Annotated in this window: 19 protein-coding genes; 10 read left to right on the top strand and 9 right to left on the bottom strand. The window is 40.8% G+C overall.

Annotated features, from left to right (window positions below; genetic code table 11):
• Together RF53_RS16065 and RF53_RS16060 are read left to right on the top strand one after the other, a co-directional pair.
• On the top strand, positions 1-1,041 hold the full coding sequence (locus RF53_RS16065) for a type IV pilus twitching motility protein PilT (protein WP_006793191.1): 1,041 nt from the start codon (positions 1-3) through the stop codon (positions 1,039-1,041).
• 9 nt (positions 1,042-1,050) lie between these two features.
• Positions 1,051-2,181 (top strand): PilT/PilU family type 4a pilus ATPase, encoded by a 1,131-nt coding sequence (locus RF53_RS16060; protein ID WP_039038271.1) that lies wholly within the window; start codon positions 1,051-1,053, stop codon positions 2,179-2,181.
• Between the two features lie 73 nt (positions 2,182-2,254).
• Here RF53_RS16060 and ruvX read toward each other — a convergent pair whose 3' ends face one another.
• The 6 genes from ruvX to RF53_RS16030 all read right to left on the bottom strand — a co-directional run bounded on the left by ruvX (position 2,255) and on the right by RF53_RS16030 (position 6,838).
• Positions 2,255-2,704 carry a Holliday junction resolvase RuvX gene (gene ruvX, locus RF53_RS16055; RefSeq protein WP_006793189.1) on the bottom strand — a complete coding sequence of 150 codons (450 nt, stop codon included), beginning with the start codon at positions 2,702-2,704 and terminating at the stop codon, positions 2,255-2,257.
• Positions 2,705-2,832: 128 nt separating this feature from the next.
• On the bottom strand, positions 2,833-3,390 hold the full coding sequence (locus RF53_RS16050) for a YqgE/AlgH family protein (protein WP_008132397.1): 558 nt from the start codon (positions 3,388-3,390) through the stop codon (positions 2,833-2,835).
• 168 nt (positions 3,391-3,558) lie between these two features.
• Positions 3,559-4,509: a glutathione synthase gene (gshB, locus tag RF53_RS16045; RefSeq protein WP_008132396.1), complete on the bottom strand. Its 951-nt coding sequence runs from the start codon at positions 4,507-4,509 to the stop codon at positions 3,559-3,561.
• Between the two features lie 76 nt (positions 4,510-4,585).
• On the bottom strand, positions 4,586-5,320 hold the full coding sequence (rsmE, locus tag RF53_RS16040) for a 16S rRNA (uracil(1498)-N(3))-methyltransferase (RefSeq protein WP_008132394.1): 735 nt from the start codon (positions 5,318-5,320) through the stop codon (positions 4,586-4,588).
• Between the two features lie 74 nt (positions 5,321-5,394).
• Positions 5,395-5,871 (bottom strand): hypothetical protein, encoded by a 477-nt coding sequence (locus tag RF53_RS16035; RefSeq protein ID WP_006793185.1) that lies wholly within the window; start codon positions 5,869-5,871, stop codon positions 5,395-5,397.
• Positions 5,872-5,944: 73 nt separating this feature from the next.
• Entirely contained in the window at positions 5,945-6,838 is an 894-nt protein-coding gene (locus RF53_RS16030) for a DUF350 domain-containing protein (RefSeq protein ID WP_006793184.1), read from the bottom strand.
• A 77-nt stretch (positions 6,839-6,915) separates the two neighbouring features.
• Between RF53_RS16030 and glnE the strand changes: the two genes are divergently transcribed.
• The gene (gene glnE, locus RF53_RS16025) at positions 6,916-9,708 is read left to right on the top strand and encodes a bifunctional [glutamate--ammonia ligase]-adenylyl-L-tyrosine phosphorylase/[glutamate--ammonia-ligase] adenylyltransferase (protein WP_039038270.1); all 2,793 of its coding nucleotides are present in this window, start codon (positions 6,916-6,918) and stop codon (positions 9,706-9,708) included.
• Positions 9,709-9,804: 96 nt separating this feature from the next.
• Here the strand turns inward: glnE and RF53_RS16020 are convergent, their stop codons facing one another.
• From RF53_RS16020 to tolC, 3 genes are all read right to left on the bottom strand, one after another.
• Positions 9,805-10,377, bottom strand: a complete 573-nt coding sequence (locus RF53_RS16020; protein ID WP_006793182.1) for a toxin co-regulated pilus biosynthesis Q family protein — start codon at positions 10,375-10,377, stop codon at positions 9,805-9,807.
• Between the two features lie 44 nt (positions 10,378-10,421).
• Positions 10,422-11,348, bottom strand: coding sequence for an LpxL/LpxP family Kdo(2)-lipid IV(A) lauroyl/palmitoleoyl acyltransferase (lpxL, locus tag RF53_RS16015; protein WP_010556574.1), 927 nt, complete (start codon positions 11,346-11,348; stop codon positions 10,422-10,424).
• 98 nt (positions 11,349-11,446) lie between these two features.
• Positions 11,447-12,787 carry an outer membrane channel protein TolC gene (gene tolC / locus RF53_RS16010; protein WP_039038269.1) on the bottom strand — a complete coding sequence of 447 codons (1,341 nt, stop codon included), beginning with the start codon at positions 12,785-12,787 and terminating at the stop codon, positions 11,447-11,449.
• Between the two features lie 151 nt (positions 12,788-12,938).
• Between tolC and RF53_RS16005 the strand changes: the two genes are divergently transcribed.
• Genes RF53_RS16005 through parC form a run of 7 tightly spaced genes read left to right on the top strand, consistent with a single transcriptional unit; the run spans position 12,939 to position 20,750 of the window.
• Entirely contained in the window at positions 12,939-13,577 is a 639-nt protein-coding gene (locus RF53_RS16005) for an NUDIX domain-containing protein (RefSeq protein WP_008110587.1), read from the top strand.
• Between the two features lie 33 nt (positions 13,578-13,610).
• A complete protein-coding gene (locus RF53_RS16000) occupies positions 13,611-14,069 on the top strand; it encodes a DUF1249 domain-containing protein (RefSeq protein WP_008128954.1) in 459 nt (152 codons plus the stop codon).
• A complete protein-coding gene (locus RF53_RS15995; protein WP_039038268.1) occupies positions 14,056-14,841 on the top strand; it encodes a metallophosphoesterase in 786 nt (261 codons plus the stop codon). The genes RF53_RS16000 and RF53_RS15995 overlap by 14 nt, the downstream gene beginning before the upstream one ends.
• Positions 14,826-15,386 carry a YqiA/YcfP family alpha/beta fold hydrolase gene (locus RF53_RS15990; RefSeq protein ID WP_006793176.1) on the top strand — a complete coding sequence of 187 codons (561 nt, stop codon included), beginning with the start codon at positions 14,826-14,828 and terminating at the stop codon, positions 15,384-15,386. Before RF53_RS15995 ends, RF53_RS15990 begins: the two co-directional genes overlap by 16 nt.
• Positions 15,387-15,428: 42 nt before the next feature.
• Positions 15,429-17,318 (top strand): DNA topoisomerase IV subunit B, encoded by a 1,890-nt coding sequence (gene parE / locus RF53_RS15985; protein WP_006793175.1) that lies wholly within the window; start codon positions 15,429-15,431, stop codon positions 17,316-17,318.
• Between the two features lie 29 nt (positions 17,319-17,347).
• Positions 17,348-18,442, top strand: a complete 1,095-nt coding sequence (locus RF53_RS15980) for a PQQ-dependent sugar dehydrogenase (protein WP_039038267.1) — start codon at positions 17,348-17,350, stop codon at positions 18,440-18,442.
• A gap of 10 nt (positions 18,443-18,452) precedes the next feature.
• The gene (gene parC / locus RF53_RS15975; protein WP_039038266.1) at positions 18,453-20,750 is read left to right on the top strand and encodes a DNA topoisomerase IV subunit A; all 2,298 of its coding nucleotides are present in this window, start codon (positions 18,453-18,455) and stop codon (positions 20,748-20,750) included.
• The last annotated feature ends 96 nt before the right edge of the window (positions 20,751-20,846 follow it).

Below are 20,846 nucleotides of genomic sequence, written 5' to 3'. Positions count from 1 at the left end.
ATGGATATTACCGAATTATTAGCGTTTAGTGTGCAACACAATGCATCCGATTTACATTTATCGTCGGGTGTTTCACCTATGATACGCGTAGATGGTGATGTTCGCCGCATTAATATACCAGCCCTTGCAGATAAAGACGTAAACAGTTTAGTTTACGATATTATGAACGATACTCAGCGCAAAGATTACGAACAAAACCTTGAGGTGGATTTTTCGTTTGAGGTTCCTAATCTTGCTCGCTTTCGTGTTAATGCCTTTAATTCAAACCGCGGTCCTGCGGCAGTATTTCGTACTATACCGAGTGAAGTATTAACTCTTGATGATTTAGGCGCGCCAGATATTTTTAAAACAATATCAGACAACCCGCGTGGGTTAGTCCTTGTTACCGGGCCAACAGGGTCGGGTAAATCAACAACACTTGCGGCCATGGTTGATTACATAAATCAAAATAAGCATCACCATATTTTAACGATTGAAGATCCAATCGAATTTGTTCACGATAACAAGTTAAGCTTAGTTAACCAACGTGAAGTTCATCGTGATACACACAGTTTTTCAAACGCACTACGTAGTGCGCTGCGTGAAGACCCCGATGTAATATTAGTGGGTGAGCTGCGTGATTTAGAAACTATTCGCCTAGCGATGACCGCTGCTGAAACCGGTCATTTAGTGTTTGGTACGTTGCATACAACCTCAGCGCCAAAAACCATCGACCGTATTATTGATGTATTCCCTGGTGAAGAAAAAGCAATGGTACGCTCTATGTTGTCAGAGTCATTGCGTGCGGTTATTTCACAAACACTCCTTAAAAAAATTGGCGGTGGGCGAGTGGCTGCTCATGAAATTATGATTGGTGTACCCGCCATACGTAACTTAATTCGTGAAGACAAAATTGCACAAATGTACTCGTCTATTCAAACGGGGGCATCAATTGGTATGCAAACAATGGATCAATGTTTAACAAACTTAGTTAACCGAGGCATTGTGACCAACACCGCAGCGCAAGCTAAAGCGCAAGACAAAACACAATTTGGTGGTTAAGGAATTATCATGACTTTATCTTTAAACCGTTACTTAATCACTATGATTGAGAAAAAAGGCTCTGATTTATTTGTATCTAGCCGTTTACCTGTTAGTGCAAAAATAAACGGTGAACTAATTCAATTGGGCGATGACAAACTCACTGACGAAGAGTCTTTACAGTTGGTTGAGTCTGCGATGAGCGAAAAGCAAAAAGCGGAGTTTCATGCTACTAAAGAATGTAACTTTGCTATTGCAACCGACGAAGGGCGTTTTCGTATTTCTGCGTTTTGGCAGCGCGATAGAGCAGGTATGGTTATTCGCCGAATTGTGACACAGATCCCCGATGTCAGTGATTTGGGCCTACCCTCGACACTTACCGACGTCATTATGGCTAAGCGTGGTTTAGTTCTGTTTGTTGGTGGAACAGGAACCGGTAAGTCGACCTCATTAGCAGCCCTGATTGGCTACAGAAACCGAAACCAACGAGGTCATATTTTAACAATAGAAGATCCTATTGAGTTTGTTCATGAGCACCGTAAAAGTATTATCACCCAACGCGAAGTAGGGCTCGATACAGATAGTTTTGAGTCGGCGCTCAAAAGCTCATTACGTCAAGCTCCAGATGTTATTTTAATTGGTGAAATACGTTCGCAAGAAACTATGGAATACGCATTAAGCTTTGCTGAAACAGGGCATTTATGTGTGGCTACACTACATGCCAACAATGCTAACCAAGCCATTGACCGTATTATGCATTTGGTGCCAAAAGAGAAGCATGACAAGCTAAAATACGATCTAGCCCTTAACTTACGTGCCATTGTTGCTCAACAATTAATACCTACCTCAGATGGCGAAGGACGCGTTGCCGCCATAGAGATATTACTTAATTCACCTATGGTGGCAGAGCTGATTAAAAACGGCGATATTGGCGGCATTAAAGAGGCTATGGCTAAATCTAACGATATGGGCATGCAAACCTTTGACCAAGCCCTTTTTGAGTTATACAGGCAGCAACGTATTAACTATGCAGATGCATTGCATCATGCTGACTCACCAAATGACTTACGCTTGATGATTAAACTGCGCAATAACGAACAACAAGGTGCGGGCTTTTTACAAGGTGTCACTATTGATGGAATGGGGGATGACGATAACTAATTAGTTATTGTTATTAAAAAAGCGCGACTTTCCAGCCGCGCTTTTTTAGTATTTAACACACCTAATTACAGCGTTACTCACCGTAAAATGATTCAAAAAAACTTTCTAAAATAATTACCGCAGACATATTATCTACATTTCCCTTTCCCAGGTTTTTATAACCACCTTGCTCAAATAAACGGGCTTTTGCGTCAGCAGTTGTTAGGCGCTCATCTTGTGTTTGTACAGGAATGCCATAGTGATTATGTAATCTGTTAGCAAACTTTTTAGCTTTGAATGTCACCTCTTGTGAAGTGCCATCCATATTAAGCGGTAAACCGACCACCATTAAATCTGGCTGCCATTCGTTTACTTGTACTGCGATATGATCCCAGTTTGGAATACCATCTTGCGCCTTTACGGCTTTAAGGCTTGATGCGCTGCCAGTGAGTTCTTGCCCTACGGCAATACCAATACTTTTAGTGCCAAAATCAAACCCCATTACGGTGCGCTCGCCTTGTGGCTTAAATGTTCTTTTTGTCATTGATAATGTTTTACTTAGGCTGCTTTTCAAGCCGTTATGTTAAAGGTTTACATAAAAAAATTCACTTGTAATAGGGTATCTATTTCCAAGTGAATTTATATTTTAAACTGTATTTAGAAAGGGAATATTTACGCATGCCCGGCTTCAGGGCTGAGTTGCCCTATATCAAAGCCAAGCATTGAAACGGCTTTTTCCCATCGTTTTTCAGCGGGCGTGTTAAAAATAATGGCCGGATCCGCTTCTATAATGAGCCAGCTGTTATCAAGCAGTTCTTGTTCTAGTTGGCCTTGTTCCCAACCTGCATAACCTAAGGTGATAATAAACTGCTCAGGGGCATGTGCTGTCGTTAAGCTTGCAAGCACATCTTTAGAGGTGGTGATCATAATATCACTACTGAGCTTTTGGCTTGAGGTATACCCGAGTTTAGGGGAGTGAAGCACAAAACCTCTATCTGTTTTAACTGGACCACCTGCAAACACAGCCACTTTAGCTGCTTGCTGGGTTTTGTCGTTATCGATTTCTATTTTATCAAGTAGCTCACCAACGGTTACGTTGATGGGTTGGTTTATCACTAATCCCATTGCCCCATCTTCATTGTGCTCGCAAATATACGTAACAGCACGTTTAAAAAAAGGGTCTTGCATTGACGGCATGGCGATTAAAAAATGATTTTCTAATGACTGCATAGATTTCACCCTTTCAGTTAATGAATTTTGAGTATGGCACAACCCTGTATTTTATAACTAAATAAGTTAACTGATTTTATTAAAATATTAATACAGCAGGTGCTGCATTAATATTTAAACGTTAAACGCATTGCGTTAAGCCAATTTAACTTATTTAACCTAAGGCTACTATTTAGCTAATTTTCTCTCAATAGCATCAAACAGAATACCTGTGATTGATATATCATACGCGGCTTCAATTTCACGCACACACGTAGGTGCTGTTACGTTAATTTCGGTTAGCTTGTCGCCAATAATATCAAGGCCAACAAATACAAGGCCTTTTTCTTTAAGAGTGGGCGCAACGGCCTGTGCAATTCTCATATCTGACTCGCTCAATGGGCGAGCTTCACCACGACCGCCTGCTGCTAGATTTCCGCGAGTTTCACCGTTTTGTGGAATACGTGCTAAGCAGTAGGGAATGACTTCACCGTCAACCACAAGAACGCGTTTATCGCCTTGTGTAATAGCAGGAACATAATTTTGTACCATGGCATAGCGGCTGCCATGCTCGGTTAGGGTCTCGCAAATAACACCTATGTTTGCATCATCTTCTTTAACACGAAAAATAGATGCGCCGCCCATACCGTCAAGTGGCTTTAAAATAATGTCTTTGTGCTCAGCTAAAAATTCACGAATTTGTTTTTGGCTGCGCGTAACTAAGGTGTCTGGCGTGTGTTCGCTAAACCATGCAGTAAACAGCTTTTCGTTAGCATCACGCAAGCTTTGTGGTTTATTAATAATTAACGTGCCTTCATCTTCAGCGCGCTCTAAAAGATACGTTGCGTAAATGTATTCAGTGTCAAACGGCGGATCTTTGCGCATTAAAATTACATCAAGATCGGCAAGGGCAATGGTGGTTTTTTCTTCTAGTTCGTACCATTTTTCTTCGTTGTTAAATACACGCGCTTTGGCAGCGGTGGCATAAGACTTACCTTTACGAAGTGATAAATCATCCATCTCCATATAGTAAATTTCGTAGCCACGCTCTTGCGCCTGCATCATCATTGCAAAGCCGGTGTCTTTTTTGATGTTAAACCCACTAATAGGATCTGAAATAATACCTAATTTAATTGCCATGCGCTGTGCCTTAATCTATGTGTAATTACTACTAGAGTTTACTAATAGCTTTGATATGAGGGTGTTTTTAGCTATTTCAATTAGCTAAATCACCAAATTGTAGCTGTAATGCACTTAAGACCGTTAAAGCGGCGGTTTCAGTTCGTAAAACACGTGGCCCTAAACGAATATCAACAAATTCTTGTTGTTTAGTTTGTGCCATTTCTTCGTCAGTAAAGCCGCCTTCTGGGCCGACTAAAAACCGAACGCCATCTTTAGGTACAGTAATGGTTTTAATGCTGTGTTCTGCGCGAGGATGAAGCGTGAGCTTTATCGCGTTAGTTGATTGCTCAAGCCACTGTTTTATGTCTATAGGGGGGTGAACAACCGGTACATAATTACGCCCCGACTGCTCGGCTGCCGCAATCGCTATTTTTTGCCATTGTTGATGCTTTTTATCAAGGCGGTCGCCAATGAGCTTTACGCCACAGCGCTGACTAAAAATAGGGGTGATTTCGGTAATACCTAACTCAACTGACTTTTGAATTGTAAAATCCATTTTATCGCCACGCGATACGCATTGGCCTAAGTGAATTTTTAATGGTGATTCTACGTCGTGAGGATTAAATTGCTGTGGCATAACCACTACATTCTTTTTACTCACTTCTATAATTTCACTTAGGTATTCACCACCTTCGCCATTAAAAATAGACACATGTTCGCCTACTTTCATGCGAAGTACTCTGCCTATGTGGCCAGCTGCATCGTCATCGAGTGACACGGGAGTGTTTAGTGTAATAGAAGACGCTTGGTAAATATGAGGAACTCGCATGTGATTTCACTTATAAGTTGGCGATAAAGTTATATACCGCTATGTTAAGTAAGCTGCGAGCTAGGTGCAATTATTTATTGTTTATTAAGTAACTCTGTTAACTCAATAATATCGACTGATGTATCGGCTATGTCGGTATGACAAGATAGGTGGTTTGAAAAGCCTTCGTCTTTTACAGGGCTAAAAGCAAAACCGCTTTCATCTTGAGTGACTAAAAAACGTTTTTCATGCAGTGAGTTATAAATAAAACGTTGTTTTTCATCAGCCAGTAAATAATCGGTTTGATTAAACAACACACCTTTAATATCATGATGTTCATGCAAATAACTGGCAAGCTCAGAAACGCTAATTTCGTTTTCAAAATCGCAATAACAATAATCTTTAATGAGTTCATCAAACATCATTTTAACTAACTGGCGAGTATTAGCACCTGCAATGACTAAGGTACTTGGGGCATCTCGCTTTGCACTATTAAAATAGTGACCAGCAAACGCTCTGCTAAATTCGTTATCTATATCGATTAATAGATAGTTAGTAACTTCAAATGGCATAATGTCCCAGTGCAATTAAGCAAAGTGTTATGTAAGCAAATTTTGTGTAAGCCCAAGCGAAAAATGTTTAATGTTAAATAGAAAACATGCTAATTAGTAAATAGCCTATTGCACAAAAAACAGCAAATTCAATACAAGCAATACCTATGTTGTCTTGATGATCAACTTCAAGTGCTGCATCAATATTGGGTAGTGATATTTTTTTTACAATAAATGTTAACGCATATAACAGTATCCACATTACACCGCAATGCATTACCAGTGTAAACAGGTTTTCAACCATTTTACCGTTTTGAAACGTAGCACTCGACAAGCCTGCATACGAGGCAAGCGCTAAACCAATTGATTTACCAGCATAGCGAATACCAATAGAGGTATTTTCTAAATTAAAATTACTTTGTAGCGAAGCGCCTTGATTGGCTTTTGCAAAACGGTGTTCGCGTATTTTACTATCAAGTGCAAACATACCTTGCAGTAAAAAAAAGCTGACTAACGCGATTAATAAGTTACTGAAGCCTTGAGTGTGGGTCCATGTGTAAAGGCCTAAGGTCATAATGAAATTAGCTATTAGCATGCCAGAGTCTACTAAGGCGGCGCATACATTTTGTTTTAAAATAGCCGCTTCTTCGTTAAAACGATGCAAAATCCACTTTCGGTGAATCAAATGTCCCACTTTTATAAATGAAAACAACAGCAACACTAATATTGCTACTTTAAGTGGATTAGATTGTGCGGTACTTACACTTATTTCATCAAATAAAAAGGCAATAGTTGCAATAACAACCGAAATCTCTGAAGCAAAATTGATCCCCATGGCAAAGTTATCATGCTGGGCTAATTCATCTTTAAGCGCTTGTTTTAATTTAATTTGAGTTATTATTCTTAATGAAAAAATAGTTAAGCAAATAACAGCAAAACTAATAGTAATCGCAACAAAACTAGTGTTAGATAAAGATAAATATGACATGGTTGTCCTAATTAGAGTTAACCTTTAAGGTTTTAATCATTCTAGTACGGTTACTGATGATATAAAAGAGAGGATTGATGAGTAACGCAATACAACTTCCTATTCAATTACAAAAACTTGGGTTAAAGCGCTATGAGCAGCTGTACCCGCAGCATCCTATAGAAAACGAAGTTGTAAGGTTATTAGCGTTAAGCGACTTTGCTTGGCGCTGTATTCAGTCTCAGCCTGATTTAAAAAGCGGGTTACTATGTGAAGACGAAATTAAAAGTAGAGACATACCTTCCCCCTTCGACAACTTAACACTGGCAGATATAAACGAAGCACAGTGTCATCAAATACTTCGCAAATATCGTGAAAAATACTGGCTTAAAGTCGCTTTTTTAGATTTATGTTGTGAAAACCCAATTGCAGATAGCATTGAGTATATTAGCCAGCTCGCTGATAAGTTAATTCAAAGCGCTAACGAGTGGGCCCATGCGCAGGTGGCCACACTTAATGGTGAGCCTGTAGATGAGCAAGGGCAATCTTTGCCTTTAATGGTACTTGGTATGGGCAAGTTAGGTGGCAAAGAACTTAACTATTCTTCAGATATCGACCTTATATTTGCATACCCTCGTAGTGTTAAAACTCAAGGCGGTCGAAAAAGTATTGAGGCGCAGGTGTTTTACACAAAAGTGGCTCAAAAGCTAATAGCAGCACTTAACCAAACAACAGGGGATGGACAGGTATTTAGGGTTGATATGCGCCTTAGGCCATTTGGTGAAAGTGGCCCATTGGTCATGAGTTTTAACGCTATTGAAGATTATTACCAAGAGCAAGGGCGTGATTGGGAGCGTTACGCCATGCTTAAAAGTCGTTTAATTGGTAAGCCCAATCATTATTGGGATGAATTTAATCAATTGCTTAAACCTTTCGTATACAGACGCTATATTGATTTTTCAGTTATTGAATCGCTTCGTAAAATGAAACTCATGATTGCACAAGAAGTTCGCCGCAAACGTTTAACCAATAATATAAAACTGGGGGCTGGCGGAATACGAGAAGTTGAATTTATTGTTCAGGCACTACAAATGGTACGCGGCGGGCGAGAGGCTAATTTACAGACACAATCATTACTTAATGCTTTAAACCAGTTGGCACTAAACCAAGTTATTGATGACGACGAAGCAAAAGAGCTGAAAAGTAATTATCTTTATTTACGAAAAGTAGAGCAATACCTGCAAATATTCGACGATCAGCAAACACAAACTTTGCCTGATGATGAAATAAACCAACAACGATTAAATTACCTAATATCGCAACCAGACTTTGCAGCGTCAGTAAATGAAATTGAGCAGGTAATGGCGCAGGTGCACAATGAGTTTATTCAGGTAATAGGGGAAGAAACAGAGCCTCTAGACACGTGTGAAGGTGCATTTATAAGTGCGTGGGATCATTGTGATGTCAGTTTTTTAAATGAACCTAAAGACGAATGGCAAGAACCACTGCAAGACTTTAAATTACGTTTATCTAAAGTAAAAGTTGGAAATCGAGGGCGTGAGATTCTTGATAAACTCATGCCAGCCATGCTTAAACAGCTAAGCGACTTTAATGCCAGTGCCATAGTATTTGGTACTGTGTGCCAAATTCTTAATAAAATTATTTCGCGCACTGCCTACTTAGAACTGCTATATGAAAACCCAGGCACGTTAAAGCAGTTAGTTTCTTTGTGTTGTCATAGTAAGTGGATTGGCGAGCATATTTCTCGTTACCCAATTTTACTTGATGAATTAATTGACCCTGCCGTGCTTTATAAACCAACACCACTTAGCGCTTATAAAGACGAAATACGTCAATATTTTTTACGCATAGAGCACGACGATTTAGAGCTACAAATGGAGTCGTTAAGGCAGTTTAAACAAACTCATCAATTACGGATAGCTGCCGCAGACGCCACTGGCGTTTTGGATGTTATGAAAGTAAGCGATCACTTAACTGCATTGGCAGAAGCTATAGTCGAGCAGGCCGTAAACATTTCATGGCATAACACGGTAAAGCGTTTTGGCATGCCGCCAAACACTGACAATGAACACAAGGGTTTTGCCGTTATTGCCTATGGTAAAACGGGTGGTTTTGAAGTGGGCTACGACTCAGATTTAGATCTTGTGTTTGTTCACAATCACGATGGCTCGAGTCAGACCAATGGCGATAAAGCGATTGATTCTCGCCAGTTTTATTTAAAACTTGCCCAACGTTTAATGCACTTATTTAATACGCGAACGGCGTCGGGTATTTTATACGAGTTAGATACACGTCTTCGCCCAGAGGGTGCTTCGGGTTTACTTGCTATCAATCTAGAGAGCTTTAATCACTATCAACAAACACAAGCGTGGACATGGGAGCATCAAGCGCTGGTTCGTGCTCGTATTATTTTAGGTCAAAATGAGTTAGAAGAACGCTTTTCGCAAATACGTAAAAATATACTTTGCCAAGCGCGTGAAACGGCTGTGTTAAAAGATGATGTCATTAAAATGCGAGAGAAAATGCGCGGCCACCTTGCAAAAGGGAACACGCAGTTATTTGACCTAAAACAAGATGCTGGTGGCATGGCCGACATTGAATTTATTACGCAATACCTTGTTCTTAAAAATGCACACTATAGCGAGCAACTAAGTGTATTTTCAGATAACGTAAGAATACTTACTGATGCTGCTAAAATAGGCTGTATTACAAAAGAGCAAAAGCAGCAGTTAATTAAAGCGTATATTGACTACCGTTCGTGTTACCACGTACTCAGCTTAGATCAGCAAGGAAAGTTAGTTGAACGCGAGCAGTTTTTACAAGACATCGCTAATGTGACTGTTATTTGGAAAGCGGTTTTTGAGCTGTAGGATTTGTTCAATCATATTTATTTGCTTTATAAGCAAACACGCTCTAAGTGATGTGCTTTGATAAAAATCACGCAATAGCGTGATTTTTTATCAAACTCAAATGTTGAGTTTTAAGCAGTTAGCACGCACAAATTCAGAGGGCAATTCAGTAATTACTGCCGCTCTTTGCTTATTACAAAAGTAGGTGTAAACCTCGTGTTCAAAGTCATCATTTATAGCTCTGCCTACTTGGTACAGGGCTGAGGTGAAATTACTGTCGACCCTAAAATGATCTTTAACGACATAGTCTTTACTTAAGTACCAATAGAGCTCAATGCCTTCGCTTTTAGCATACTCAACTAAAACATCTTTCAATGTTGAGCCGTTTTCGAAGCGCCTAGGCTCCACACTTCCTGTCCAACTTGCTGGCATGGGGGTAACAGTGCGCGTACGCTCAGCTAAAACTCTATCGACAGTTTGATCTGGCTTTTTTAAACTCAATACGTATTGGTCGCGCTCTTTGTTGCTTTTAACTTGATTTCGAATCGAGGCATAAAAGCGAGATAATCCTTCGGCAGCGGCATTTTTAGATTCTTTTAAATCTAATGTTGGAACATTTCCCATTAAAAAGTACGCAGCAAGCGCTATTAATATGACTGCAAATGACAAGTACCTAATCCAAAACCACATTACAACAACCACCCTTATTTGTTCCTGTTATTGTTATACCATTACTATTTGTAAAATGAAGGAGTATTTTTATCTGGTCGCGTTTTAAAACGGCGATGTAGCCACATGTATTGCTCTGGTGCGGCATTAATTGATAATTCCATGCGTTGATTAACACGCGTGACATCGGCTTTGTCATCACCGCTTGGGAAGTTTTCAAGCTCTGGAATAATTTCTAAATGGTACTTTCCACTTTCGTCTCGGCGGGTAATCAAACTCATTGTTTCGCAATTTTTACTGCCAGCAAACATCAGTGTACCTGTTGTAGTTGCGGTATCTTGCACTGCATAAAAAGGGACGAATTCACAGCGGTTACGGCCGTAGTCTTGATCGGGTAGGTAGTAGCACACTTTTTTATTTTTTAAGGCTTTTAGTAAGCCTTTTACGTCTTTTTTACCGACCAAGTATTCATTAGAGCGAAGGCGACCATTAGTTGTAAAGTACTCCATTAATGGGTTGTTGTGCGGGCGGTAAAAACCAATACCCATACAACCCAATCCCATTAATCGGCCTGCCATTTCAAGGTGTAAAACATGAGGTACTAGTAACAGTACGCCTTTTCCAGATTGTTGCACTCGTTCAAAGTGTTCAAGCCCTTTTAAAGACCCTAAAGCTTTTTTCGCTCGCCACTGCGGCCACCACCATGCCATTCCGGTTTCAACCATCGCAATGCCAGTGTTTTCCATATTTTTTAGCACCAATGCTTTTTGATCTTCGTCGCTCATATCAGGAAAGCAGCGTTTAATATTTACTTCGGCAATGTGTCGGCGGCGTTTCATGTATTTATGAACTAAACGGCCAAGTAGTTTGCCCAGGGCTAATTGAAGTTTTTGCGGAAGCCAAGAAATTAGGTATAAGAAAAAAACGCCAATCCACGTTAGCCAGTATCGAGGGCCTAAAAAAGATGCTTTAAAAGGAGATGAGGTGACCACAAAAATTGCTCTAAAATTAAAAACGCTAGTTTAACGCTAAGCGCTGTAAAATACAAAAAGCCAGCATGTAGCTGGCTTTGTATGTGTTTTTTGACTGCTTAGACTGCTTTTAAACCCTGGTTTATAGCTACTAGGTCTTTGCTTGTTAGTGTACCCGCCGCTTGCTTTAAGCGCAGAGTAGACAGGACATAACGATAACGTACATCAGCAAGGTTACGTTTAGCATTGTATAGGTTTTGTGTGCTTACAAGTACATCAACAATTGTACGCGTACCAACCTCAAAACCTGCCTCTGTTGCTTTTAAAGCACTTTGGGCAGAAACAACAGCTTGCTCTAACGCTTTGTAAGTTGCAATGTCAGACACTACTTGATTATAAGAGGTAATAACCGTGCGGGTAATTGCGCGGTAATTGGCTTCGTAATCTTGGCTAGCTGCCACGTAAAATGCACGTGCTTGATCAGTAGCTGCAACTGTTGCACCCCCAGAGTATAAAGGCAGGCTAAAGTTAAGACCTACCGAGGTTGAGTCTGCACGAGGTTGTCTAGTTAGGCTTGTACCATTTCTGTCTGCGTCTGTTAAAGAGTCGCCATAACTTGCGCTTAGGGTTAGCTTTGGATAGTGGCCCGCTCTTGCCAGTTTAATTTGATCTTGGGCTATATCTACGGTTACTTTAGCAACTTGCAAGCTAATATTTTTATCTTTAGCAATATTTAAAAAGTCGCTAGAGTCTCGAGCTGGCTTAGTTGTAGAAAATGTCTCTGTATTTAAAAAGTCTAACTTAGCGTGGTATTTACCCGTAATTTCTCGTAGTTGCTCACGCGCTGTTTCTACTGAGTTATTAGCAATAATTTCTTGTGCAACAGAGTTGTCGAACTGTGCTTGTGCTTCGTGTACATCGGTAATTGCCGTTAAACCAACAGCATAACGTTGTTTAGTTTGTTCAAGCTGGCGTTCGATGGCGCGTTTTTCCGTTTTAATAAATTCAAGGTTATCAATCGCACTTAAAACGTTAAAGTAGCCTTCAGCAACACGAACAATTAAGTTTTGTTTAGCCGAGTCGTATTGAGCATTTGCTTGCAACGCTTGTTTGTCTGCAATGTCTAACGAGTTCCATGCGCCTAAGTCGAATAAGGTTTGGCTTAAGCTAAGACCACGGGTGAATTGATCAGAGTCGCTTTCAACTTTTTCATCCACACTTTCAAAAGAGGTTGAGTCACTTTTTGTGTAACCCATTGTTAAACCAATTTGCGGCAATAATGCAGCCATTGCAGTATCTGCTTGGTAAGATTGTGCATCTGCTTGGGCTTTTGCTTTTAAAACGGTAGGATCGTTGGCCGTTGCAATTTCAAAAACTTGTAGTAAATCTTCAGCGTTTGCTGCTGTTGTGCCTAATGCGCATGATAAACTAACTAGCGCCGCAAGAATGTTCTTTTTCATGTGTTGTTCGGTCCTTAGACAATTTTTATACTAAAACCATGGTAACCTGTTTTACGTAATAACTAAAAATAAAAAGAGTAAAACAGTGCGTCGAAATGTAACAGAATATATTAACGTACTTCAAAGTTTTTAATAAGTAGAGGATGCTTACGTGCCAGATAAAAAACTTGTTCAGTTTACGCATAAAGATGTCAGCGTAAAGCCGGTCAAAAATTTGTATAAAGGCTTTTTTCAGGTTGATTTGTATCAGTTTGAACATGCCTTGTTTGCGGGCGGTAAATCAGAACTTATTAGTCGCGAGATTTTAGAGCGTGGAGACGCCATTGCTGTGTTGCCTTACGACCCCATATCAGACACTGTGCTTTTAATAGAACAAATACGTATTGGGGCTATTAAAAGCAAACATTCACCTTGGCTACTAGAATGTATTGCTGGAATGACTGACGGCAGTGACGATTATGAATCGGTCGTAAAGAAAGAAGCGTACGAAGAAGCTGGGCTTAATTTAACAGAGCTTGAATTTATGCTTTCGTACCTTTCAAGCCCTGGTGGTACAACAGAGCGGTTACATTTATATCTTGCACGAGCCGATTTAAGTGACGTTGAGTCTGGTGTGTATGGCCTTGAAACCGAAGGTGAAGATATAAAAACTCATGTACTCAGCGTTGATGATGCGCTAACTCGCCTCAACAATGGTGAAATGGATAATGCTGCAACCGTTATTTGCATGCAGTGGCTTGCGCTTAACCATGAAAAAATGAAACACAAGTGGACAGACTCTTCTTCATAGCCACAAATTGGCTCACAGTATAATGGTGGTATTTTGACAGTACAATTAGCAACAAATAGATATATCCAAAGCCTCCCAAAGTATTTAACGCTTTGTGAGCACAATTACTTACGACTTTTAAAATTGTTACCGGCTGAACGAGCGATTGGCTGCAGCCGAGAAGTGAAGTTGGGGAACAGTGAGTTTGCGACTAAGGTTGATGGCAGTGCAAAATACACTATGGATATTTCTATTAAGCAGCTAAGCGGCATGGTAAAGGGGATTGCACCGCTTTATTTAACTGTGAGGTTGTATCACGATGCTAAAGTGGCTGAAATTATCCATCACGATTATCATCAGCGTATTAAGCCTTCTTATGGTTACCCTAATCCAAAAATGCACCAAAAAGATGAAAAATATCAACTCAATGCATTTTTATACGACTGGCTTGTAGCCTGTGTAGAACACGGACAAGCAACGCTGAATTGGGATGTAAATAATGGCTTGGTTTGATGAACCTTACCTCATTGATAAGTCGTCGCTACGCATAGCACATGTTACCGATTGTCATTTATTCTCAAATAAAGCAGGTGAGTACTTTGGCGTAAATACGGCGAATTACTTTGAACAGGCGCTGGCTCATATGGCTAAGCAATCCCTTGATTTTGTAATATTTGGCGGCGACCTTACGCAAGATCATAGCCCAGAGTCCTATTTTTTATTTAGTGAGCTGATTAACCAAAGTGATTTAACATGCCCTGTTTTTTGGGTTCCAGGTAACCATGATGACATCGCTCAGCTTAACCGAATGAGTGGTGGGCAAATAAATCGCGCTAAACATATAGTGGCAAATGGCGTTGAGTTACTTCTTATTAATTCTAAAGGGCCAACGCCTGCAGGGTGGGTAACAGGCACGCATTTGAATGAAATTACCGAACGGCTGTTTGCTTCGGCGAGTTCCAAAATTATGTTTTGTCACCATAACCCACTCCCCATTGATGGCTACCTAGACAAACACATGCTCGAAAACGGGCCGCAATTACTTAATATTTTAGTTAATAGCGAAAACGTTTTAGGCTTGTTTCATGGTCATGTTCATAACGAATACATTCAAACGTTTAGAGCGCTTCCCATTTACGCGACCCCAGCCAGTTCAGTGCAGTTTAAAAAACACAGCCCCGAATGGATACAGCAAGACTATGGGCCAGCATACAGGTTGATATGTATTAGCACGAAAAAAGAGAATATAAGCACAGATATGGAAGTAGTATGGCTAAACGGGTAATCTATATTCATGGTTTTAATAGCTCAGATAAATCATATAAAGCTGTGCGCTTTGGCGAGCTTATGGCACACTATGACGTTGACTATTGTGTACCGTGCCTAAACCATGAGCCCATACAAGCCATCATAGCGCTTGAGCAATTACTTACACCTAATACTGTTTTATTAGGTAGCTCATTAGGTGGATTTTTTGCCACGTATTTATCGCAGCGTTATCAAATTCCTGCTGTGGTTATAAATCCCGCGGTTGCGCCATACACTTTATTAAAGCCGTTGCTTGGTTTAAATTATAATCCGTATCAAGATTATCATTATGAATTGAATAGCAGCCACATAGCGGCTTTAAAAGCGTTGGCTGTTGATGACCTAAAGCACCCTGAATTACTGTATTTATTACAGCAAACAGGCGATGAAGTGTTAAATTTTCAACACGCAGTAAACTATTATTCGCAATGTAAGCAAAGGGTCGAGTTTGGTGGCGATCATAGCTATCTTGGCTTTGAACAAACCTTTGCAAGTATTGTAGATTTTCTTAAAATCACGTAAAACTAGTTAAGCATAGCCTTAGCGCATATAAAGATAAAAACTATGAGTGATCAAAATTATAACGCCGAAGCCATTGAAGTACTTAATGGATTAGATCCGGTAAAAAGACGCCCCGGGATGTACACCGATACTGTGCGCCCAAATCATTTAGGCCAAGAAGTAATCGATAACAGTGTCGATGAAGCTATGGCGGGCCATGCAACTAAGATTGATGTAATTCTACACGAAGATAACTCGCTTGAAGTCAGTGATGACGGTCGTGGTATGCCCATAGATATTCACCCAGAGGAAGGTATTCCAGGTATAGAGCTTATTTTTACTAAGCTGCATGCAGGTGGTAAATTCTCAAACAAAAACTATCAGTTTTCAGGTGGTTTACACGGGGTAGGTATTTCAGTTGTAAATGCATTATCTACACGTGTAGAAGTAACGGTTCGCCGTGATGCACAGCAATACAGAATGGCCTTTGAAAACGGCGATAAAGTTGAAGATTTAAACGTTATAGGCACTGTTGGTAAACGTAACACCGGGACTACCGTGCGCTTTTGGGCTGATGCCAGCTATTTTGACTCTGCTAATTACTCTATTACCAAGCTTAATCATTTATTAAAAGCCAAAGCGGTACTTTGCCCAGGTTTGCGTATTAAATTTGTTAATAAACAAACAAAAGAAACGCAAGAATGGTTTTACGAAACCGGTTTAAAAGATTATTTAATTGAAGCGGTTAAAGGTTTCGAAACGCTGCCACAAGACCCATTTGTAGGTGAGTTTAAAAGCGCTATAGAAGGTGTTGATTGGGCTGTTGTATGGCTGCCAGAGGGCGGTGAGTCGATAGCTGAAAGTTATGTAAACCTAATCCCCACTGCGCAAGGCGGTACACATGTTAATGGTTTACGCCAAGGCTTACTTGAAGCCATGCGCGAGTTTTGTGAATTTAGAAACCTATTACCTCGTGGCGTAAAACTTACCCCAGACGATATATGGGAGCGCTGTAGTTATGTGCTTTCGGTTAAAATGCAAGACCCTCAGTTTGCCGGCCAAACAAAAGAAAAACTGTCTTCACGCACGTGTGCGGCACTTGTTTCGGGTGTTGTAAAAGATGCATTTAGCCTTTGGTTAAATGAACATACAGATACAGCAGAATTGTTAGCTGAGCTGTGTATATCAAACGCACAAAGTCGTTTAAAAGCCGCTAAAAAAGTAGTGCGCAAACGCGTTACAGCGGGACCTGCATTACCGGGTAAACTTACCGACTGTAGTGCTGCAGATAACGACCGTACTGAACTATTTTTAGTAGAGGGTGACTCTGCTGGTGGCTCGGCTAAGCAAGCGCGAGATCGTGAGTTTCAAGCAATAATGCCGCTGCGTGGTAAAATTTTAAATACGTGGGAAGTTGAGTCAGGGCAAATATTAGCATCGCAAGAGGTGCATGATATTTCGGTGGCTTTAGGGATCGATCCTGATTCAGCCGACATGAGCGGGCTACGCTACAATAAAATTTGTATATTGGCCGATGCTGACTCTGATGGTCTTCACATTGCCACACTGTTATGTGCTTTGTTTGTTCGACACTTTCCGCAGTTAGTAAAAACAGGTCATGTATACGTAGCAATGCCACCACTATTCAGAATAGATATTGGTAAAGAGGTATATTACGCTCTAGATGAAGATGAAAAAACCAGTATTTTGGCCCGTATTGAAGCAGAAAAAAAACGCGGTAAAGTAAACGTACAGCGATTTAAAGGATTGGGTGAAATGAACCCACTGCAACTTCGCGAAACCACCATGGATCCAAATACAAGACGTTTAGTTCAGCTAACACTTGATGAAGAAGTTCAAACCATGGAAATGATGGATATGTTACTTGCTAAAAAGCGTTCGCCAGACAGGCGCCAATGGTTAGAAGATCATGGTAACAAGGCACAAGTATAATGATGCGTGTTGGCCACTAGGAGATAGAAATGAATAAACTACTAGCAAGTGTATTGTTACTAAGTTTAATAAGTGCGCCTGCAATGGCTAAAAACATACTAGACAAGCTTAGTGTTGCGCCTGGTTTTGAACTTAGTTTATTTGCAGACGACGTTGAAAATGCGCGCCAAATTGCAGTATCAAAAAAAGGCATTGTTTACGCAGGCTCGCGCAAAGCAGGTAATGTGTATGCGCTTATCGATCATAATAGCGATGGCGTAGCCGATAAAAAAATTGTGATTGCAGAGGGTTTAAATATGCCCTCAGGGCTGGCTATTAAAGAGGGTGATTTATACGTAGGTGAAGTGCATCGTATTATTCGCTTTAAAAATATAGACACCCAATTAAAAGACCCAAAGTTTGATGTGATCTACAACGCATTGCCTTCAGAGCGCCACCATGGCTGGAAGTTTTTACGTTTCACACCCACAGGCGAATTGCTTATTCCTGTAGGTGTACCGTGTAATATTTGCGCCGAAGACGAGCGCTTTGGTCGTATTTTTTCACTAAACGTAGAAACCAAGCAAATTAAAACAATAGCGCAGGGCGTTCGAAATACCGTTGGTTTTGATTTTCACCCAAGCACTCAGGCTTTGTGGTTTAGTGATAATGGCCGCGACATGATGGGCGATGATATTCCACCAGATGAAATAAACCGCGTAAGTAAAGAAGGGGAGCACTTTGGGTTCCCTTATATTCACGCCGGTGCGATTAGTGATCCTGAATTTGGTGAAGGAAAAAATATTGCTGATTACACGTCTCCTGCGCTCGCATTGCCTGCCCATGTGGCACCATTAGGTATTCATTTTTACAACGCAAAACAATTCCCAGCAAGCTACAAAGAGCAGTTATTTGTTGCTGAACATGGCTCATGGAATCGTAGTAAAAAAGCAGGCTACAAAGTAGCTATAGCTACAATAGAGCAAGGCCGTGTGACTAAATACACGCCGTTTATTACCGGCTTTATGAAAGACGAAACAACATTTGGACGCCCAGTTGCATTTGCAGAGTTAGGTGACGGCAGTCTGTTAGTAAGTGACGATTACGCCAATGTAATCTACCGCGTAAGCTATAAGAAAAACTAGGTAAGCTTTAATGAGTGATACAGATACCTTGCTAATGCAAGGAATAGAGCAACAAACAATGGGGCGCTTTACTGAAGACGCCTATTTAAACTATTCCATGTACGTGATCATGGATCGTGCTTTGCCACATGTTGGTGATGGCTTAAAACCAGTGCAGCGTCGTATTATTTACGCGATGAGCGAATTAGGTTTATCGGCCGCAGCTAAATACAAAAAGTCAGCTCGTACCGTGGGTGACGTACTCGGTAAATATCACCCTCATGGCGATAGTGCTTGTTACGAAGCCATGGTACTTATGGCGCAACCGTTTTCGTATCGCTATCCACTTGTCGATGGTCAAGGAAACTGGGGTGCTGCTGATGATCCTAAATCATTTGCTGCAATGCGTTATACTGAAGCGCGTTTATCTAAGTTTTCTGAAGTACTGCTTAAAGAGCTTGGCCAAGGCACGGTAGATTGGACACCAAACTTTGATGGTACACTAGACGAACCAGTTGTATTGCCCTCACGCTTACCGCATATTTTACTTAATGGCATTACCGGTATTGCTGTTGGTATGGCAACTGATATTCCGCCTCATAACGTTAGAGAAGTAGCCAGTGCATGTTGTTTATTACTCGACAAACCAAAGACAGAGCTTGATGAATTATTAGAGCTAGTACACGCACCTGACTACCCAACCGATGCCGAAATAATTACCCCAAAAGCCGATATTCATAAAATATACAAAACCGGCCGAGGCTCAATTAAAATGCGTGCGGTGTATAGTGAAGAGCAAGGCGATATTGTGATCACCGCGCTTCCGCATCAATGTTCAGGCGGTAAGGTACTTGAGCAAATTGCAGCGCAAATGAACGCAAAAAAACTGCCTATGATTGCTGATTTACGTGACGAGTCAGATCACGAAAACCCAACACGTATAGTGATTATACCGCGCTCTAATCGTATTAAAGCTGAGCCATTAATGGCTCACTTGTTCGCGACCACCGATTTAGAAAAAAACTACCGCGTAAACTTAAATATGCTGGGGCTAGATGGTCGTCCGCAGGTTAAAGATTTGCGTAGTATTTTAAGTGAGTGGCTCATATTTAGGCGCGAGACTGTTCGTCGTCGTTTGCAGTATCGTTTAGATAAAGTACTGGCGCGCTTACATATTTTAGAAGGCTTATTAGCAGCATTCTTAAATATTGATGAAGTGATTGAAATTATTCGCAGTGAAGATAAGCCAAAGCCTATTTTAATGCAGCGCTTTGATTTAACCGATATACAAGCAGAAGCTATTTTAGAGTTAAAACTCCGCCATTTAGCTAAACTTGAAGAGTTTAAAATTCGTGGTGAGCAAGACGAGCTTGCTAAAGAACGTGATAAATTAGAACTCACGCTTGGTTCTGACCGCCGTATGTCAACGTTGCTTAAAAAAGAAATTCAAGAAGCGGCAGAAATGTATGGCGACGATCGTCGTTCACCAGTTATTGAACGTAGCGAAGCTAAAGCCCTTAATGAAAAAGATTTAATTCCATCGGAATCAGTGACTGTTGTTCTTTCTGACAAAGGGTGGGCACGCGTTGGTAAAGGCCATGACTTGGATGCGCAAGGGTTAAGTTACCGCTCAGGCGATGCCTACAGAGCCTCAGCTCGCGGTAAGAGTAATCAGCCCGCCGTATTTTTAGATTCAGCAGGGCGTGCATTTGCAACTGATGCACATAGTTTACCGTCGGCACGTAGCCAAGGCGAGCCAATGACTGGGCGTTTTAACTTAACAACAGGTGCAAATTTTGAGCACGTTGTTATGGCTGAAGATAGCCAAGTATTACTTATGGCATCGGACGCGGGTTACGGTTTTATCACTGATTTTAAAGATCTTGTGAGTAAAAACAAAAACGGTAAAGCCTTAGTGAGCGTGCCTAAAGGCGGTATTTTACTCAAGCCAATTAGAGTGAGCGATGTAGCTAGCGATTACTGTATGGCTATTTCTAACGAAGGACGCATGCTTTTATTCCCATTACGCGATTTACCTAAACTAGGTAAAGGTAAGGGTAATAAAATTATTTCTATCCCTGGTGCCAAGGTACAGGCTCGTGAAGAGTTTGTGAAAGTACTGGCTGTTGTCCCTCTAGGGAGTAGCGTTACATTGCATGCCGGTAAACGCAAGCTAACCCTTAAACCAACAGATTTAGAGCATTATCATGGTGAACGAGGTCGTCGTGGGAATAAGTTACCGCGAGGCTTGCAGCGTGTTGATGAAGCTGTTGTTGAGCTAACGCCTCAAGATGAAGGGCCTGTTGAAAGTACAGTAGATGAATCATAAGCGTTGAGCTCACGTATTACGGCCTGCAATTGCAGGCCGTTTTTGTTTTTAGAGCCCAATTTTTACCATTTTATTGTTACGTGTTAAGCAATTAAT

The organism is Pseudoalteromonas sp. ECSMB14103, assembly GCF_000813065.1.
Lineage (GTDB): Bacteria > Pseudomonadota > Gammaproteobacteria > Enterobacterales > Alteromonadaceae > Pseudoalteromonas > Pseudoalteromonas marina.
Note: the sequence above shows the minus strand (reverse complement) of the source record. Positions and strands in the feature narration are given on the sequence as shown.

Coding starts and splice junctions, on each gene's coding strand:
- RF53_RS15990 (WP_006793176.1), top strand. CDS start 14,826: ATGGCTAAACGGGTAATCTATATTCATGGTTTTAATAGCTCAGATAAA.
- RF53_RS16035 (WP_006793185.1), bottom strand. CDS start 5,871: ATGCCATTTGAAGTTACTAACTATCTATTAATCGATATAGATAACGAA.
- RF53_RS15995 (WP_039038268.1), top strand. CDS start 14,056: ATGGCTTGGTTTGATGAACCTTACCTCATTGATAAGTCGTCGCTACGC.
- ruvX (WP_006793189.1), bottom strand. CDS start 2,704: ATGACAAAAAGAACATTTAAGCCACAAGGCGAGCGCACCGTAATGGGG.
- parC (WP_039038266.1), top strand. CDS start 18,453: ATGAGTGATACAGATACCTTGCTAATGCAAGGAATAGAGCAACAAACA.
- glnE (WP_039038270.1), top strand. CDS start 6,916: ATGAGTAACGCAATACAACTTCCTATTCAATTACAAAAACTTGGGTTA.
- RF53_RS16030 (WP_006793184.1), bottom strand. CDS start 6,838: ATGTCATATTTATCTTTATCTAACACTAGTTTTGTTGCGATTACTATT.
- parE (WP_006793175.1), top strand. CDS start 15,429: ATGAGTGATCAAAATTATAACGCCGAAGCCATTGAAGTACTTAATGGA.
- rsmE (WP_008132394.1), bottom strand. CDS start 5,320: ATGCGAGTTCCTCATATTTACCAAGCGTCTTCTATTACACTAAACACT.
- RF53_RS16060 (WP_039038271.1), top strand. CDS start 1,051: ATGACTTTATCTTTAAACCGTTACTTAATCACTATGATTGAGAAAAAA.
- RF53_RS15980 (WP_039038267.1), top strand. CDS start 17,348: ATGAATAAACTACTAGCAAGTGTATTGTTACTAAGTTTAATAAGTGCG.
- RF53_RS16020 (WP_006793182.1), bottom strand. CDS start 10,377: ATGTGGTTTTGGATTAGGTACTTGTCATTTGCAGTCATATTAATAGCG.
- RF53_RS16050 (WP_008132397.1), bottom strand. CDS start 3,390: ATGCAGTCATTAGAAAATCATTTTTTAATCGCCATGCCGTCAATGCAA.
- tolC (WP_039038269.1), bottom strand. CDS start 12,787: ATGAAAAAGAACATTCTTGCGGCGCTAGTTAGTTTATCATGCGCATTA.
- gshB (WP_008132396.1), bottom strand. CDS start 4,509: ATGGCAATTAAATTAGGTATTATTTCAGATCCTATTAGTGGGTTTAAC.
- RF53_RS16065 (WP_006793191.1), top strand. CDS start 1: ATGGATATTACCGAATTATTAGCGTTTAGTGTGCAACACAATGCATCC.